Source organism: Kangiella sp. TOML190 (assembly GCF_023706045.1).
Lineage (GTDB): Bacteria > Pseudomonadota > Gammaproteobacteria > Enterobacterales > Kangiellaceae > Kangiella.
In genome coordinates this window covers 889386-904185 of sequence record NZ_BQYL01000001.1, presented here as the reverse complement: position 1 = coordinate 904185, position 14800 = coordinate 889386, and the positions used below count along the sequence as shown (strand labels likewise).

Below are 14800 nucleotides of genomic sequence, written 5' to 3'. Positions count from 1 at the left end.
TCTAATCAAAGCATGGCTCCCCGCTTTTGCGGGGATGACAATAACCTAAACAATCGCTGAAAAGCGAAAAGCATGATCAACCTTTGCACTATCTGCTAGAATACTCTCAACACCAAAAACCAAAACCCCTATGCAATACAAAGACCTACGCGATTTTATTTCCAAGCTCGAATCTATGGGTGAGCTAAAACGTGTTTCAGTGGAAGTGGATCCGAATTTAGAAATGACGGAAATTTGCGATCGCACTTTGCGCGCTGGCGGTCCTGCGATTTTATTCGAGAATGTAAAAGGCCATTCGATCCCTGTTTTAGGTAATTTATTTGGTACTACTCGCCGCGTGGCTTTGGCGATGGGCAAAGAAGATTTATCGGGCTTACGCGATTTAGGTGAGTTATTGGCTTTCTTAAAGGAACCCAAACCGCCGGAAGGTCTGCGTGATGCTTGGGAGCAATTGCCGGTATTTAAGCAAGTGCTCAATATGGCGCCGAAAAAGGTCAAAAAAGCACCATGCCAAAAAATCGTGTTTGAAGGTGATGAGGTTGATTTGGCGAAGATACCCGTGCAAACCTGTTGGCCAGGCGATGCCGCGCCCTTAATGACTTGGGGTTTGACCGTGACCAAAGGCCCGAACCAATCGCGGCAAAATTTAGGCATTTATCGCCAGCAGGTGATTGGCAAAAATAAGCTAATTATGCGCTGGTTAGCCCATCGTGGCGGTGCACTGGATTTTAAAGATTGGTACGAAGCCAATCCTAATGAGCCCTTCTCTGTTTCGGTTGCTTTTGGTGCCGATCCTGCCACCATTTTAGGTGCGGTGACGCCCGTTCCCGATACTTTAAGCGAATATGCCTTTGCGGGTTTATTGCGCGGCGAGAAAACTGAGGTTGTAACGTCCCTTGGTAATGATCTGCAAGTGCCGGCTTCTGCTGAAATTGTTTTAGAGGGTTTTATTGATCCAAACGAGATGGCTGATGAAGGGCCTTACGGCGATCACACCGGTTATTACAATGAGGTTGAACGCTTTCCAGTATTTACCATCGAGCGTATAACCATGCGCGAAAATCCTATTTATCATTCGACTTATACCGGCCGTCCGCCCGATGAGCCAGCGATTTTAGGGGAAGCTTTGAACGAGGTTTTCGTGCCAATTTTGCAAAAGCAGTTCCCAGAAATTAGCGACTTTTACCTACCAACTGAAGGCTGTTCGTATCGTTTAGCGATAGTTTCGATGAAGAAACAATATCCGGGACATGCCAAACGCGTGATGATGGGCGTTTGGTCTTTCTTACGACAATTTATGTACACCAAGTTTGTGATTGTGGTGGATGATGACGTTAATACTCGCGATTGGAACGATGTGATCTGGGCGCTGACCACCAGAGTGGATCCAAACCGCGATACCACCTTAATCGACAATACGCCGATCGATTATCTCGATTTTGCGTCGCCAGTTTCGGGCTTAGGCTCGAAGATGGGGATCGATGCCACCAACAAATGGGCAGGAGAAACCGAGCGCGAATGGGGCGAGCCGATTAAGATGGATCCGGCAGTTAAAGCTAAGGTTGATTCTCTTTGGGATTCATTGGCTATTATGCCCAAGGAAGATAGCTAAATGACTGATTCTATTGAAAAAGATATTGAAAAGTTATATGAATTTGAAGTCCGTTTGGTACGAAAAGTCAGTAGCGATGTCTACTGGGTACAGCTGGATCCCATCGATCAATTGCCACCCTACTCAGCGGGTCAATATTTGCTGTTAGAGCTGGCCGATGGCCATTTGTGCCCTTTTTCCATTGCTAGCTCGCCGTTGCAAGATGTGCTTGAGCTGCATATCCGCCGCCTACCCGGTCATGACGAAGCCGATAAAATCATTAGCCATTTGAAACACCGCAACAAAGTCCGACTGCAAATGCCTTTTGGCTGTTGTCTACTCACCGATGCACAGCGCCCCGCAGTGTTTATCGCTGGCGGCACTGGTTTTGCGCCCTTTCATTCGATTGTAAAAACCGCCTTAATGAATGGTGATAAACGCCCTCTTATTCTCTATTGGGGCGCCCAAACCGGAGAGGATCTGTATTTATTAGAGGAACCCGAAAAATGGGCTAATTCCGTCGAAAACCTAACATTTGTGCCAGTTCTGTCGGGAATTGATCCGAAATGGCAAGGTCGTAAAGGCTTTGTTCACCATGCTTTTATGCTCGACTATGACGATTTAAGCGAAATGGATATTTATGTGGCAGGCTCTGAGCCGATGGTCATGTCGGTTTATCAAGACTTATTGGATCGCGGCGTTGACAAGGCCAATATCCATTCCGACATACTGCACATCAAGCGTGACTTTGGTCAGTTAGATTAATTAATAAAACCGTAAGGTAAAAAAAGAGCCCGAAGGCTCTTATTGTTAAATCGTTGTTATTAGTATTTTTTATTGGTATTTTGCTATCACCTTTTGCGGTGTTTGTGCAGCCACTAGCTGCTCGACCCCCATTTTAATTTCATTAAGCTTCTCTAATTTCTTGCTTTTCTTACTAAACATATAGGCTACGCTATCTGCTGGAATCTTAATCTTCGACTCCTTCATTTTAGATTCGAAGCCTCTGCGCTTCATAATGTAGCGCCCTTCGATTGGATCCACTAAGACGCCATGCACGCGGCCATATTCGACATTGTAAAAACTGGCTTCATTGGTAGTGCTGCCCACAAACATACTTTTGTACTGCGGGTGCTGCATTAAGATCTCAACATCGCCACCGTAAAAATAGCCGGAAGAAACGCCAATTTTATTACCAAAACTCACAAACTGTGCCAAATCATCGCCGCTAAAGCTGTTGCTGTTAGCGATAAAAAGGGCAAAAGCCTCTTCACGATAAGGCACTGAGAAATCCGCAAACTGCTTTCTATCTTCGGTTGGTGTTGCGCCGGCTAAGACGTCAACCGTGCCCTTCTCCACTGCTTCAAGCAGATCAGCCCAAGATTTTTCAACAAAATTCAATTGGCAACCCGCTTTACCAGCGGCTTGCTCAAGGATTTCAACATCGATGCCTCGCATCTTCTTATTTTCGTAGAACTGATACGGTTTACGAGATTCCCAACCATAACTTATGGTGCAGTCAGTTTTGGGTTGTGCTTTGGAACTTTGGGTGTCAGAGCTTCCATTTTCATCGCCACAAGCAACCAGCACTAATGATGCCAATAGCATCCAGTACTTCGAGAGTCGCATTTGATTTCCCCTAATTGAACGATAAATAACAAATACCGCACAAGTATTGACGAACTTGTGATCCAGATCAACTAATTTTGTATAAAATCCCGACAGAAATTAGGAAAAACGCGTTTTATCAAGTAGTTAGACTTGTCTGTCCTGAATAGGGGCAAAGATCAGATAAAAGATCCAAGCAAACCAAGAAATAAACCAGATGGCTAAGATCCAGCCAAGTTTTTCGCTAGCCACCGTCTTTTTAGACAATAAAATCAATAAGATAGGAAGTATGTAGAGAAAGCCTACTAAGACAAAAAACAGCAGTAGGCTGGTGATGGTAATTGCCATTTTTTGTCAGCTGTTACGAAAAAACGCCATTAAGCAATGGCGTTTTTGATTTTGTTCATGGCGTTTTTTTCCAATTGACGAATACGCTCCGCCGAAACCCCATATTTTCCAGCTAAATCGTGCAAAGTAGCCTTTTGATCAGAAAGCCAACGTTGCTGTAAAATGTCTTGGCTACGCTCATCAAGCGCCTTCATCGCCGACATCAAACGCGCTTCACGCTGATCTTGCCAATCGTTTTGCTCAACTTCCACCGCAGGATCGAGGCTTTTCGACTCAAGATAATGCACTGGGGCATAAGCCTGGCTATCATCATCAATCGCCGGCGCATCAAATGCCGCATCGTGCGCATTCAAACGCCCTTCCATCCGCACCACCTCTTCTGGCGATACGTTCAAATCTTCGGCAATCGCTTTAACTTCTGCCGAATTCAGCCAACTTAAGGACTTTTTCTTCGAGCGTAAGTTAAAAAACAGTTTGCGTTGCGCTTTCGTGGTCGCCACTTTAACGATGCGCCAGTTTTTCAAAACGTACTCGTGAATTTCCGCTTTGATCCAATGCACCGCGAAAGACACTAAACGCACACCCATGGTCGGGTCGAAGCGCTTAACAGCCTTCATCAAGCCAATATTACCTTCTTGGATAAGATCCGCTTGCGGCAAACCATAACCATTATAACTTCTTGCTATATGAGCCACAAAGCGTAAGTGAGCCATTACTAACTGACGCGCAGCATCTAAATTTTCTTCATCTCTGAAGCTATGAGCTAATGCCTGTTCTTCTTCTACAGATAGGACAGGAATCGCATTGACAGACGAGATATAACCCTCGATGCTGCCTGTAGGTACGGCTAACGCCATAGACATTGAAGTGTTGCTCATGCTTTCCTCCTATTAATACTTACACTCTATATTAGCACTCTTTAATCTAGAGTGCTAATTTTTTAGCACTCCGTGATAGAGAGTGCTAAACACATGTCTATAAGAGCATATTTCACGGCAAAAGTTTCATATTTATCCCTATTGGCTATATAGTAAAAATCTATGATTGCTAAACGCTTGATTCTTTTGGATTTCTATTAGGTATGTCAGCATGCAAGGACATACCAACTAGGCTGCGTAGTGCCACTAGTCCCAAGCGCGATAACTTTCATGCTTATCATTAACTAGAAGATAGGATTTTAGTCATGCTAAAAACGCTAGCAAATATTATCACTGGCTTGGTCGCCATCGAACATATTGCCATTATGGTGTTGGAGATGTTCTATTGGGATCATCCAGTTGGCCATAAAATCTTTAGTATGAGTCCCGAAGTAGCCTCAGCCTCAGCCACCTTGGCTGCCAATCAGGGTTTGTATAACGGCTTTTTAGCAGCGGGATTAATTTGGGGATTAATTTCTGGGCGACGCGACATTAAGCTGTTTTTCTTGGGTTGTGTTGTGGTTGCAGGTATTTTTGGCGCTATAACGGCTAAACCAAGTATCCTATTTACCCAAGCATTGCCCGCTTTACTTGGTTTGGTTTTATGTTTTTTGCAAAAAAAGGCTTAAAAGCGATTGCAGCCATGAAAACGAATGTGTTACCTTCGAACTATGAAAACTTTAGCCGCTAATCGGGTAGCAGCCCTGAATATCAAACTTGTTAGTAGCAAGCTATTTGCCTTATTACGCGTGGTGATTTTATTACCGCGAGAGGGCTGATGCGCTAGAGAAAAGCAAATTGAAGCCCTCGCACTGAAAAGTTCGGGGGCTTTTTTATGGTAGCTAGTTTTTTACGAGCACAACATGAGTAACACAGAGCAGTAGGATTTAGGTTATAAGCGCGAAGGAGGGACTATGTCCAAGCCAAACCACTCAAACAACAGCTGGAAACTGATAGTCAAAAATACGGTTAATTCTATCGATTTAACCTTGGCTAAGATCCAGCAGTTGGCCAATAACGCTGGCGTTACTATCCAGCACCACCAAATTGAACTGGATCAGGGAAAGGAGTTATCACATCTGGTGTTAGGACTCGATAATCCTAAACAAGAATCCAAGCGCAACGATGAATTTGTCCGATTGTTGCAACAGGAATCGGACATTATTGAGATCTCTCAATACCAAAGTCCGCTAAGAAGCTGTTTAACTAATTAAAAACCTCTACTAAATAACAAAAAGGGCAATTTATGCAACCAACAGAAACCATCTGGTTTAATGGCAAGCTTGTGCCTTGGGATCAAGCGCAAACCCACGTACTTTCTCATGCCATCCATTACGGCTCATCAATTTTCGAAGGCATTCGCAGCTACCAAACTGCAACAGGCATTGCCATTTTCCGCTTGCAGGATCATATAAAACGGCTATTTGACTCTGCCAAAATTTATCGCATGCCGCTCGATTACAGCCAGCAACAAATAGTCCGAGCCTGCAAAGAGCTGCTTAGCGCCAACCAGTTAACCAATGCCTATATTCGTCCTTTTGCTTTTTTTGGTTACGGCTCGATTGGCGTTAGTCCCAAACAGTGTCCGTTAGAAGTTTCCATTGCGGCTTTTGAGTGGGGCGCTTACCTTGGCGAAGACTCAATAGAGCAGGGCGTGGACACCGCCGTATCGTCTTGGAATCGAGTTGCTCCTAACACCTTACCCAGCGCCGCTAAAGCCGGCGGCAACTACCTTTCTTCGCAGCTTATCGTGGAAGAATACCAACGCCACGGCTATCAAGAAGCCATCGCTTTAGACGCTCGCGGTTTTGTCTCGGAAGGCTCGGGGCAAAATATTTTTATGGTTAAGGACAACAAACTTATCACCCCACCAAGCACAGCGGCCATCTTAACCGGATTAACCCGTGACAGCGTTTTTAAGCTAGCACAAACGATGGATTTAACGGTTCAAGAAGCCGATATCAGTCGTGAAAGCCTGTATCTAGCCGACGAATTATTCTTTACCGGAACCGCCACTGAAATCGTACCGATCCGCTCAGTAGACGGGCTGACCATTGGCTCTGGTCGCGCTGGCAATATCACCAAGCAATTACAACAAGCGTTTTTTGGACTCTTTTCCGGCGAAACCGAAGATCAATGGGGCTGGCTGGATTATTTATAATCTTGCTATTAGCTTGTCGATTTTAGTATTGCAATTTCGTCTTTGCTAATGAGTTCTGCTCATTTATAGTCAGAATTAACCATAAAGAGGAATTTAATTATGCAATATTTATTGATGATCTATGCTGCCGAGTCCGCCGAGCCAACAGCAGGCAGTCCAGAATTTATGCAGCTGCTTCAAGACTACGGCGTTTTTACCGAAGAAGTTAAGGCCGACGGAGTATTTCTAGCAGGAGAGCCATTAGAGCCAGTCGCCACCGCCTCAACCGTTCGAGTTAGAAATGGCGAATCCTTAATTACTGATGGCCCTTTTGCTGAGACAAAGGAAGTACTCGGCGGCTACTATTTGTTGGACTGTGACAATCTGGATCAGGCTTTACAATACGCCGCCAAGATCCCTTCCGCCAAGTACGGCAGTGTTGAGGTTAGGCCCATTATGCAATATCCAAGCTAAGGTGGCTCAAGACCCATCCAACGCTAGTCTTTCGCAACAAATCGAAGGGCTAGTGCGCCAATCCTATGGCAAAGTGCTAGCCCAATTGATTCGTCAATTCAGACAAATCGAGCTGGCCGAAGATGCGCTACAGGAAGCCAGTATCAGCGCCCTTAAAGCTTGGTCAGAAAAAGGGATCCCAAAACAAGCTGAAGCCTGGTTAATGCTCAGCGCTAAAAGAAAAGCCATTGATTTTATTAGAAAAAATCAATCAGAATTACAAAAAGCTGATAACTATATTACCTTTGCTCAAGATATTCTTGAGGATCCGTCTGTTGTTGACGGCCTTGAGGATCATCGGCTTGAGTTAATTTTTACTTGCTGCCACCCAGCTCTGGATTTACATTCGCAAGTGGCGCTAACCCTAAACACGGTTTGTGGTTTTGCCACTGAAGAAATCGCTAAAGCCTTCTTGGTTTCAACCAGCACCATGGCGCAACGACTGGTTCGGGCTAAACGTAAAATTAAAGTTGCCAAGATCCCTTTTGCCATACCGGAAACTAAAGACATGGCAGCAAGATTAGCTGCAGCGTTAAGCGTTATTTATTTAATTTTTAACGAAGCTTATTACTCCAAAGGGGATCGATTGTTAGTCTCTAGCGCTTTATCTCTAGAGGCAATTCGCTTGGCCCAATTACTTAATCGACTGTTACCCCAGCGTGTCGAATTATTGGGGCTTTTATCATTGATGCATTTTAACGTGGCACGATTTAGCACCCGTTTAGATAAGTTTGGGCGTAGCGTTAAGCTAGCCGATCAAAATCGTAAGCTCTGGTCGCAAGAGTCGATAAAACAAGGCCACCAATATTTAGAGCAGGCGGTTGCCCTAAAAGCCTTGGGGCCATACCAAATTCAAGCGGCCATCAGCGCAGTGCATACCGCGGCAAAGCGCTACCAAGATACTGATTGGCAACAAATTTACTGGCTATATGAAAAGTTATACCAATACCAAACAAGTCCGATCGTGAAATTAAATGCTGCGGTGGCTTTGCTAAAAGGTGGCCAACCTGAAAAGGCTCTGAGTATTATCCAGCAGCTTGAACAAGATAAACTGCTCAAAAACTATCATTTGCTGTATGCAGCTAAAGCTGAGGTGCTCAACCAAATCGGCGATAAAGTCTCAGCTAAGCAAGCTTATGAAAAAGCCATTGAACTCAGCGATAACCAATACCAGAAAGATCACTTTCGATTAGAAATAGAACAGTTGCTTAACAACTAGCTGGGTTGAATTTCTTTGAGGTGTTTGCGAACCGAAACCCAAGCGCCGATCAAGCCGAGTAGGGCGCCCAGAGCGATTAGAATTAGGGTTTGCTCAAGACTTAACCCCAGCAGTTGATATTGACTTTGATACAACTCAGCTAAACGACTGGCGGAGTTTGCCACTAGATTGCTTAAAATGCTGATCATCAAGGCGGCGATAATTCCTGCCATCAAACCATACCAGATCCCGGTATAAAGAAAAGGGCGGCGAATAAAAGCATTAGTCGCGCCGACTAGCTTAATCACCTGGATCTCTTCGCGCCGATTTAGAATTGCCAAGCGAATGGTGTTACCGACGATCAATAAAACCCCTATCGCCAATAGCAAACTGATAAAAGAACCTATTTTTTCCGAGATTTTTAAGATCTCTTGGTATTTATTAACCCACTCCATATCCAAGCTGGCCGAATCCACCAATGATTCTTGTTCCAATTCGGTTTTTAAGGCCGCCAACGCTTGAGTATCAAGTTGCGTTTCATCGGGTAGCAAAGTAATTTCCATCGGCATTGGATTGTCGTCGAGCAATTCTAGCGCTTCGGCAAAGCCCGAATAGCGCTTAAACTCTTCTAATACTTGTTCTTTATTGCGCAAGCTAGCACTTTTAATTTCTGGCTTTGCGATAAGCTCTGCTAGTAGCTGCTGTGCTTGCTGTTCGCTGGCGGAATCCTCTAAATACAAGGCCATCTGCATACTGGTATCCCAGTTGCCGGACAAAGCCTTGGCATTATTGGTCATAATATAAAAAATACCCGGTAGCGCCAGCGCAATCGCCAAAACCATAATGGTCAGCAAACTATTGGTCGGGTGTTTTAAAATATTCAGCAGACTCTCAAGCGCATTTTTTCGGTGCAATTTAAGCCCCATAAACAAACGGTCAAAGAAACCGACTTTGTGCGCTCTGGCGTGTTTTGCTGCGCCCGCCATTAAGCATCTACCTCTTCAAACAAATCATTACGAATGGCGCGACCTTCTTTTAGCGTGATCACAGGATGCTTTAAGCGCGCAATCAAACCTAAATCGTGCGAAGCAATTAACACGCTCACGCCGACCTGATTAAATTGTTCGAACAGCTGCATAATTTCCGATGACAATTCAGGATCAAGATTACCAGTTGGCTCATCGGCCAATAATAGCGGCGGTTTATTGACTACAGCCCTTGCGATACCCACTCTTTGTTGCTCACCGCCCGATAGCTGGATCGGCAGCTGTTTTTCTTTTTTAGTAAACCGACTTTATCCAAGGCAGCGCGTACTCGTTTTGGAATATCCCGCTCCGAAACGCCAGCGATAACCAAGGGTAGGGCAACATTATCGAACACGGTACGGTCGTAAAGCAGTCGGTGATCTTGAAAAATCATGCCAATCTTGCGGCGATGAAAAGGAATATGCCGATCTTTGGCTTTGCCAATATTTTGTCCGTCAAGGATCACTTGGCCGCGAGTAGGGCGCTCCATCAGCGCAATCAACTTTAATAGGGTACTTTTTCCAGCACCAGAATGGCCAGTCAAGAAAGCCATTTCACCGGACTCCAGCGCAAAGCTAACGCCTTTTAGGGCCTCATGACCGCCCTCATAACGCTTAAAAACCTGATGAAATTCAATCATTTATTATAATTATTCCCCAATGCCTATTGAAAGTAGCGCTTGCCTTTTGTTAGCTATCGGCCTCTTTACTAAATAGCGCATCGATAAAATCAGCGTTATCAAAAGGTCGTAAATCATCAATCCCTTCGCCCACGCCAATAAAGCGAATCGGGATCGACATCTTATCGGCTAAAGCAAAAACTACCCCGCCTTTGGCAGTGCCGTCAAGCTTAGTAATAGAAATTCCCGATAAAGCTACCGCCTTGTTGAAATGTTCAGCCTGGCTCAAAGCGTTTTGCCCAGTGCCAGCATCCACCACCAACATGGTTTCGTGCGGCGCACTTGGATCGAGCTTTTGCATCACCCGCACCACCTTAGTCAGTTCATCCATTAAATTGGATTTAGTATGCAAACGACCAGCAGTATCGGCAATCAAAACATCAATATTACGCGCTTGCGCCGCCTGCAAAGCATCAAACACCACCGAAGCCGAGTCCGCGCCAGTGTGCTGCGCGGTAACGTGAATATTATTGCGCTCGCCCCAAACCTCTAGTTGTTCCACCGCCGCCGCGCGGAAAGTATCGCCCGCCGCCAGCATCACCGACTTGCCTTCATTCTGGAATTTTTTCGCCAGCTTACCAATGGTCGTAGTTTTACCCACACCATTCACACCCACCATTAAAATCACAAAAGGTTTCTGCGTGATCTCTAAAGGTGCGGAGCAGGGCGCAACAATCTCAAACAAAAGCTCACGCAAACGATCCATCAAAGCTTCTGGATTTTTTAGTTCTTTTCGTTCGGCTTTATCGGTCAGATCGTCAATAATTTTGCGAGTAGCAGCAACCCCCACATCCGCCATCAAAAGCTGAGTTTCAATCTCTTCAAGCAAGTCTTCGTCAATCTGTTTGGAACCTAACACCAGATCGGCAATACCGCCGGTTAACTGACTGCGGGTTTTGCTTAAACCCGACTTTAAACGGGCAAAAAAGCCTGTTTTTTTAGGCTTTTCTTGCGGTTGTTCTACTTTTTCTGGGGTTGCCAACTCTTGCGGACTAATCGTATCTTTATCTCCAAGCTTTGGAGTTTCTTCTAACAACGATATTTGCTCAGGATCGGTAATTTCTAGATTCGAGTCATTTTTATCAGTGTTTTCTTTAACAGAGCTTTCTTGTTCGGAGCTTGCTAAAGTGTGCTCTTGAACAACGACCGCTACTTGCGGTTTTTCTGCTTCCGGTTCTAGCTCTAACTCTGACTCCGGCTCAAAAGTTTCTTCGACAACCTCAGTTACCACTTCTTCAAGTTGCTCATCGAGCTGTTCATCCAGCTCTTCCTGTAGTTCGTTTTCGATCACCTCTTGCGGTGCCGATTCGCTGCCAGTGTCCTTTTTGCGGAAAAAGCCAAACAAACCGCCTTTTTTCTTTTCGCTCATGAATTCTCTTAATGCTACTTAAGCGCTAGCGCAGGATTTGGCTAAAGCGCGACTTGTGAAAAATATTAAAGGCGCTATCCTATCATTTTCAGCCAAAGCTCGTCAGCTTTTAAAGCGACTTTAACAGCCGATAGCACCTACGGATTATTACTATTTACTCTCAATATGGCCAATCGACAGAAACTCCATCAAAACCGGACAAAGTCGTGCACTTCTAGCAAAAAAGGCGTGTTTCGGGTGATTGGCGGCCAACATAAAGGCCGAAAGCTTAACTTTATCGAAGTTGAAGGCTTGCGTCCGAGCTTGGATCGAGTGCGTGAAACCCTCTTTAATTGGCTGCAAGCGCAGATTCATGGCGCCAAGGTGCTGGATCTGTTTGCCGGCTCTGGCGCACTGGGTATCGAAGCGCTTTCTCGAAACGCCGACTGGGTACAATTTGTCGAGTTAAACACAAAAGCCGCCGGACAGCTTGCCAATAATCTCGAACTACTGAAGTCCAAAAATTCTCAGCTGGTAACTGGCGATGCGCTGAAATTTATCGAAACCAATCAAACCAGTTTCGACATTATCTTTCTCGATCCGCCGTTTCACCAGGGCATAGCACAACAAGTCATAGATCTTTTGGCAGAAGCGACATGGTTAAAAGCTGAGACTCTAGTTTACCTAGAAACCGAGCAAGATTTAGCATTAGAAATTCCAGAACACTGGAATTTATTAAAAAACAAAAAAGCAGGGCAGTTGTTATATAAGTTGTACCAAGTTAGTTAAAACATTGCCCTTCTCACTTACGTTGGCAACCAAATCAAGTTCCTGCGGTAAATGACAAGCTATTAAGATTTATATAGAACCTTAATTAAATGATAACCAAAACGGGTTTTAACAGGGCCAATTAATGGCTTATCTTCGCTACCTTTAGCAAAAACCGCATCGTCAAATTGTTTAACCATAGCGCCTTTTTTAAACTCACCTAAGTCGCCACCTTGTCGTTTCGACGGACATGTAGAATGCTTTTTGGCTAACTTAAAAAAATCCTCACCCTTTTCCAGACACTTTTTTAACGCTTCTGCTTCGGACTCGGTTTTCACTAAAATATGTAACGCAGCTGCTTTATTCACATTTAATCTTCAAAAAACACTTCTTTACCATCTATGTTTAGGTCATTTAATAGCATTTCCCACCAAGAATACACTCTTTTCAGCATATCTTTGACATCAATACTATTATTTTTTTCACTTTGATCTTCGATAATAGAACGAGTAGATATTGATTCGTTTTCATTGTTTGAGTTTAAGATAATCATATCAAACGTTCTAACATAAAATTCTTTGTCTAAGTTACGCAAATGAGAGTGCTTGTTGGCATTACATATTTGATGGCAAGAATTTATATCTTTATTGAGTGTTCTTAAACTTACCATCAATTCTTTATCGCTTGAAACATTTAAAGTAGGGTATTTTGAGCATATCAGATCTTTTTTATTCTCATCATTTTTTACAACATGATACAACCAATCCACTAGAGATATACAGGTGCTAGCAGCATTTATTTGTGCATAACAAATTGCGTCTTTTGTGGCTATTACTTGCTTATCCATATTTTCGATCTGAGTATAATCTGGAATAATATCTATCAAGGACAGTTCCCACTTTAATTTTCTCAAAACCTGCCAAATATTAACGAGACCTAATGTACGGTCATTTGCATTAATTTCCATTTGAGAACCTTGTCATCAAATAAACATCAAACCGATTGCCTTTGCTTTCAATGCTCATGCTGGGTTTTTGTTGATTTAAATAAGGCGCGTAACTAGGGCGTTTTACTACCACCCGTTTGGCGGCATTGGCCAATGCTACGGGTAATAGATTATCCGCATCGGGATCTTCGCCGACTAAGCGTTTGACCAAGCGCATTTCTTTTTTTACCGCGGCGGATTTGTTGCGCGGTGGAAACATGGGGTCGAGATAGATAATGTCGGGTTGTTGCTCGGCCGATAATTGCTCAATTAAATCAATTGCTTGGCCATGATGGAGCTCAAAACCTTGACTAAAAAGTTGGTTCGTTTCAGGGTTCGCTTGCGCTCGACTAATGGCGTCTTGCAATAAACTGGCGACATAGGGCGAGCGCTCGACTACTCTCAGTTCGCAACCTAAATTTCGCAACTCAGCGGCATCACGGCCCAAACCGCCGGTGGCGTCTAACACGGTTGGATTCCTGTTGGATTTTAAGCCACAAGCTTTGGCGATATGTTGTTTACGACCGCCGCCTTGTTGTCGACGGTAGGCTACCTGCCCGCCAACCAAATCGACACTGATGGACACCCATTGCTTATCCAGTTGCGCAAAGAAACTTAAGGCATCTTCGCCAGCCACTTGCTGATAGGCGAAATAACCTTGATAATTCGCTAAATCGTCTGCTTCTGTAACCAATGGCAAGGATTCGAGCCATTGCGGGGCTATACTCTTATGAGAGCTGTCATCTTGTTGGTGAAAAGCAAAAGACCGATCTAAAAATGAATACAAAAACAAATCCTAGGCGTTAATTATTATTTATGGCACCAGATCCTAAGAATAACATTATTGAGCTGCAGATTGATATTAGCGAGCAAATGATCGCACAAAATATCAATGCATTGGATATTTTGGCGCAGGCCAGTGGCCTATCCAAACAAAAGCTTAAAGATGCTATGAGCAAAGGGGCGGTGTGGCTTTCTCCGTCAGCGAAGAGTCAAAATGCCAAACCGCTGCGACGCAAACATGCCAAGCTCAAAGCAGGCAATCAATTATCGCTCTATTATAACCCGCAAGTATTGGCGCAACAGGTCGATTCGCCGAGATTAATTGCCGATGAGGGTGACTATTCGGTATGGCACAAGCCTTATGGGGTTTGGTCACATGGCTCTAAATGGGGCGATCATTGCTCGATTGGCCGCTTGGTGGAGCAGTACTTTTCTCAGCAGCAAAAGCCTCGACAAAGTTTTGTGGTACACCGCTTGGATCGCGCTGCCAATGGTCTTATTCTCATCGCCCATAACAAAAAAGCCGCACAAGCTTTAAGCGAATTATTTGCTAATCGTAAAGTGGAAAAAATTTACCGCGCTGCCGTGGTAGGGCATTTCACGCACGACCAAACCATCGAGAGCCCGATTGACGGCAAAACGGCCATCAGCCATGCCGCTTTATTGGAATTTGATGCGACGGCTAATCAGTCGTTGCTAGAAATTAAAATTGAAACTGGACGCAAACATCAGATCCGTAAACACTTATCATCCATTGGCTTTCCGATTATTGGCGATAGGTTGTACGGCGAAGCAAAAAATACTGATAGTGACCTGCAATTAACTGCCTTTGAGCTGAAATTTGCATGCCCCTTTACTGGGGTCCCACGCCAATACCTAAGCCAGAATTGAAAACTT

The 14800-nt window shown here is 44.4% G+C and carries 17 protein-coding genes and 1 pseudogene; 9 read left to right on the top strand and 9 right to left on the bottom strand.

Features of this window, described 5'->3' with window-relative positions; all coding sequences use genetic code 11:
• Window positions 1-130 precede the first annotated feature (130 nt).
• Both ubiD and NFS34_RS04390 read left to right on the top strand, forming a co-directional pair.
• Window positions 131-1612, top strand: a complete 1482-nt coding sequence (ubiD, locus tag NFS34_RS04395) for a 4-hydroxy-3-polyprenylbenzoate decarboxylase (protein ID WP_251358674.1) — start codon at window positions 131-133, stop codon at window positions 1610-1612.
• Window positions 1613-2356: an NAD(P)H-flavin reductase gene (locus NFS34_RS04390; protein WP_251358673.1), complete on the top strand. Its 744-nt coding sequence runs from the start codon at window positions 1613-1615 to the stop codon at window positions 2354-2356.
• 69 nt (window positions 2357-2425) lie between these two features.
• Here the strand turns inward: NFS34_RS04390 and NFS34_RS04385 are convergent, their stop codons facing one another.
• From NFS34_RS04385 to rpoH, 3 genes are all read right to left on the bottom strand, one after another.
• Window positions 2426-3220: an ABC transporter substrate-binding protein gene (locus tag NFS34_RS04385; protein WP_251358672.1), complete on the bottom strand. Its 795-nt coding sequence runs from the start codon at window positions 3218-3220 to the stop codon at window positions 2426-2428.
• Window positions 3221-3346: 126 nt separating this feature from the next.
• The gene (locus NFS34_RS04380; protein WP_251358671.1) at window positions 3347-3547 is read right to left on the bottom strand and encodes a hypothetical protein; all 201 of its coding nucleotides are present in this window, start codon (window positions 3545-3547) and stop codon (window positions 3347-3349) included.
• A 29-nt stretch (window positions 3548-3576) separates the two neighbouring features.
• Window positions 3577-4425, bottom strand: coding sequence for an RNA polymerase sigma factor RpoH (rpoH, locus tag NFS34_RS04375; protein ID WP_251358670.1), 849 nt, complete (start codon window positions 4423-4425; stop codon window positions 3577-3579).
• Window positions 4426-4730: 305 nt separating this feature from the next.
• Between rpoH and NFS34_RS04370 the strand changes: the two genes are divergently transcribed.
• The 5 genes from NFS34_RS04370 (at window position 4731) to NFS34_RS04350 (ending at window position 8336) form a co-directional block, all read left to right on the top strand.
• Window positions 4731-5093, top strand: a complete 363-nt coding sequence (locus NFS34_RS04370; protein ID WP_251358669.1) for a DUF1304 domain-containing protein — start codon at window positions 4731-4733, stop codon at window positions 5091-5093.
• Between the two features lie 285 nt (window positions 5094-5378).
• The gene (locus NFS34_RS04365; protein WP_251358668.1) at window positions 5379-5678 is read left to right on the top strand and encodes a hypothetical protein; all 300 of its coding nucleotides are present in this window, start codon (window positions 5379-5381) and stop codon (window positions 5676-5678) included.
• A 32-nt stretch (window positions 5679-5710) separates the two neighbouring features.
• Window positions 5711-6625, top strand: a complete 915-nt coding sequence (locus NFS34_RS04360) for a branched-chain amino acid transaminase (protein ID WP_251358667.1) — start codon at window positions 5711-5713, stop codon at window positions 6623-6625.
• Window positions 6626-6724: 99 nt separating this feature from the next.
• Window positions 6725-7078: a YciI family protein gene (locus NFS34_RS04355; protein ID WP_251358666.1), complete on the top strand. Its 354-nt coding sequence runs from the start codon at window positions 6725-6727 to the stop codon at window positions 7076-7078.
• A 1-nt stretch (window position 7079) separates the two neighbouring features.
• Window positions 7080-8336, top strand: a complete 1257-nt coding sequence (locus NFS34_RS04350; RefSeq protein WP_251358665.1) for an RNA polymerase sigma factor — start codon at window positions 7080-7082, stop codon at window positions 8334-8336.
• On the opposite strand, the gene ftsX is transcribed toward NFS34_RS04350, so the two are convergent.
• From ftsX to ftsY, 3 genes and pseudogenes are all read right to left on the bottom strand, one after another.
• Complete coding sequence (ftsX, locus tag NFS34_RS04345; protein ID WP_251358664.1) at window positions 8333-9301, bottom strand: permease-like cell division protein FtsX; 969 nt, start codon at window positions 9299-9301, stop codon at window positions 8333-8335. The genes NFS34_RS04350 and ftsX overlap by 4 nt on opposite strands.
• A pseudogene (gene ftsE / locus NFS34_RS11605) lies at window positions 9301-9980 on the bottom strand (cell division ATP-binding protein FtsE). The gene ftsX and the pseudogene ftsE overlap by 1 nt, the downstream one beginning before the upstream one ends.
• A gap of 49 nt (window positions 9981-10029) precedes the next feature.
• Window positions 10030-11388, bottom strand: coding sequence for a signal recognition particle-docking protein FtsY (ftsY, locus tag NFS34_RS04330; protein ID WP_251358663.1), 1359 nt, complete (start codon window positions 11386-11388; stop codon window positions 10030-10032).
• Window positions 11389-11553: 165 nt separating this feature from the next.
• On the opposite strand from ftsY, the gene rsmD reads away from it, so the two are divergent.
• Window positions 11554-12156, top strand: a complete 603-nt coding sequence (gene rsmD, locus NFS34_RS04325; protein WP_251358662.1) for a 16S rRNA (guanine(966)-N(2))-methyltransferase RsmD — start codon at window positions 11554-11556, stop codon at window positions 12154-12156.
• Window positions 12157-12218: 62 nt separating this feature from the next.
• On the opposite strand, the gene NFS34_RS04320 is transcribed toward rsmD, so the two are convergent.
• From NFS34_RS04320 to NFS34_RS04310, 3 genes are read right to left on the bottom strand one after another with little or no spacing between them, the layout of a single operon-like run.
• Window positions 12219-12503 carry a peptidylprolyl isomerase gene (locus NFS34_RS04320; RefSeq protein WP_251358661.1) on the bottom strand — a complete coding sequence of 95 codons (285 nt, stop codon included), beginning with the start codon at window positions 12501-12503 and terminating at the stop codon, window positions 12219-12221.
• A gap of 2 nt (window positions 12504-12505) precedes the next feature.
• Complete coding sequence (locus NFS34_RS04315) at window positions 12506-13102, bottom strand: hypothetical protein (RefSeq protein ID WP_251358660.1); 597 nt, start codon at window positions 13100-13102, stop codon at window positions 12506-12508.
• Window positions 13092-13907, bottom strand: a complete 816-nt coding sequence (locus tag NFS34_RS04310) for a class I SAM-dependent methyltransferase (RefSeq protein ID WP_251358659.1) — start codon at window positions 13905-13907, stop codon at window positions 13092-13094. The genes NFS34_RS04315 and NFS34_RS04310 overlap by 11 nt, the downstream gene beginning before the upstream one ends.
• A gap of 29 nt (window positions 13908-13936) precedes the next feature.
• Between NFS34_RS04310 and NFS34_RS04305 the strand changes: the two genes are divergently transcribed.
• Window positions 13937-14794 carry an RluA family pseudouridine synthase gene (locus tag NFS34_RS04305; RefSeq protein ID WP_251358658.1) on the top strand — a complete coding sequence of 286 codons (858 nt, stop codon included), beginning with the start codon at window positions 13937-13939 and terminating at the stop codon, window positions 14792-14794.
• Window positions 14795-14800: the final 6 nt, after the last annotated feature.

Bases quoted from the DNA above. Each gene is read 5' to 3' on its own strand.
- NFS34_RS04370 (WP_251358669.1), top strand. From the start codon at position 4,731: ATGCTAAAAACGCTAGCAAATATTATCACTGGCTTGGTCGCCATCGAA.
- NFS34_RS04380 (WP_251358671.1), bottom strand. From the start codon at position 3,547: ATGGCAATTACCATCACCAGCCTACTGCTGTTTTTTGTCTTAGTAGGC.
- NFS34_RS04315 (WP_251358660.1), bottom strand. From the start codon at position 13,102: ATGGAAATTAATGCAAATGACCGTACATTAGGTCTCGTTAATATTTGG.
- NFS34_RS04385 (WP_251358672.1), bottom strand. From the start codon at position 3,220: ATGCGACTCTCGAAGTACTGGATGCTATTGGCATCATTAGTGCTGGTT.
- ubiD (WP_251358674.1), top strand. From the start codon at position 131: ATGCAATACAAAGACCTACGCGATTTTATTTCCAAGCTCGAATCTATG.
- rsmD (WP_251358662.1), top strand. From the start codon at position 11,554: ATGGCCAATCGACAGAAACTCCATCAAAACCGGACAAAGTCGTGCACT.
- NFS34_RS04305 (WP_251358658.1), top strand. From the start codon at position 13,937: ATGGCACCAGATCCTAAGAATAACATTATTGAGCTGCAGATTGATATT.
- rpoH (WP_251358670.1), bottom strand. From the start codon at position 4,425: ATGAGCAACACTTCAATGTCTATGGCGTTAGCCGTACCTACAGGCAGC.
- NFS34_RS04360 (WP_251358667.1), top strand. From the start codon at position 5,711: ATGCAACCAACAGAAACCATCTGGTTTAATGGCAAGCTTGTGCCTTGG.
- NFS34_RS04365 (WP_251358668.1), top strand. From the start codon at position 5,379: ATGTCCAAGCCAAACCACTCAAACAACAGCTGGAAACTGATAGTCAAA.
- ftsY (WP_251358663.1), bottom strand. From the start codon at position 11,388: ATGAGCGAAAAGAAAAAAGGCGGTTTGTTTGGCTTTTTCCGCAAAAAG.
- ftsX (WP_251358664.1), bottom strand. From the start codon at position 9,301: ATGGCGGGCGCAGCAAAACACGCCAGAGCGCACAAAGTCGGTTTCTTT.
- NFS34_RS04390 (WP_251358673.1), top strand. From the start codon at position 1,613: ATGACTGATTCTATTGAAAAAGATATTGAAAAGTTATATGAATTTGAA.
- NFS34_RS04355 (WP_251358666.1), top strand. From the start codon at position 6,725: ATGCAATATTTATTGATGATCTATGCTGCCGAGTCCGCCGAGCCAACA.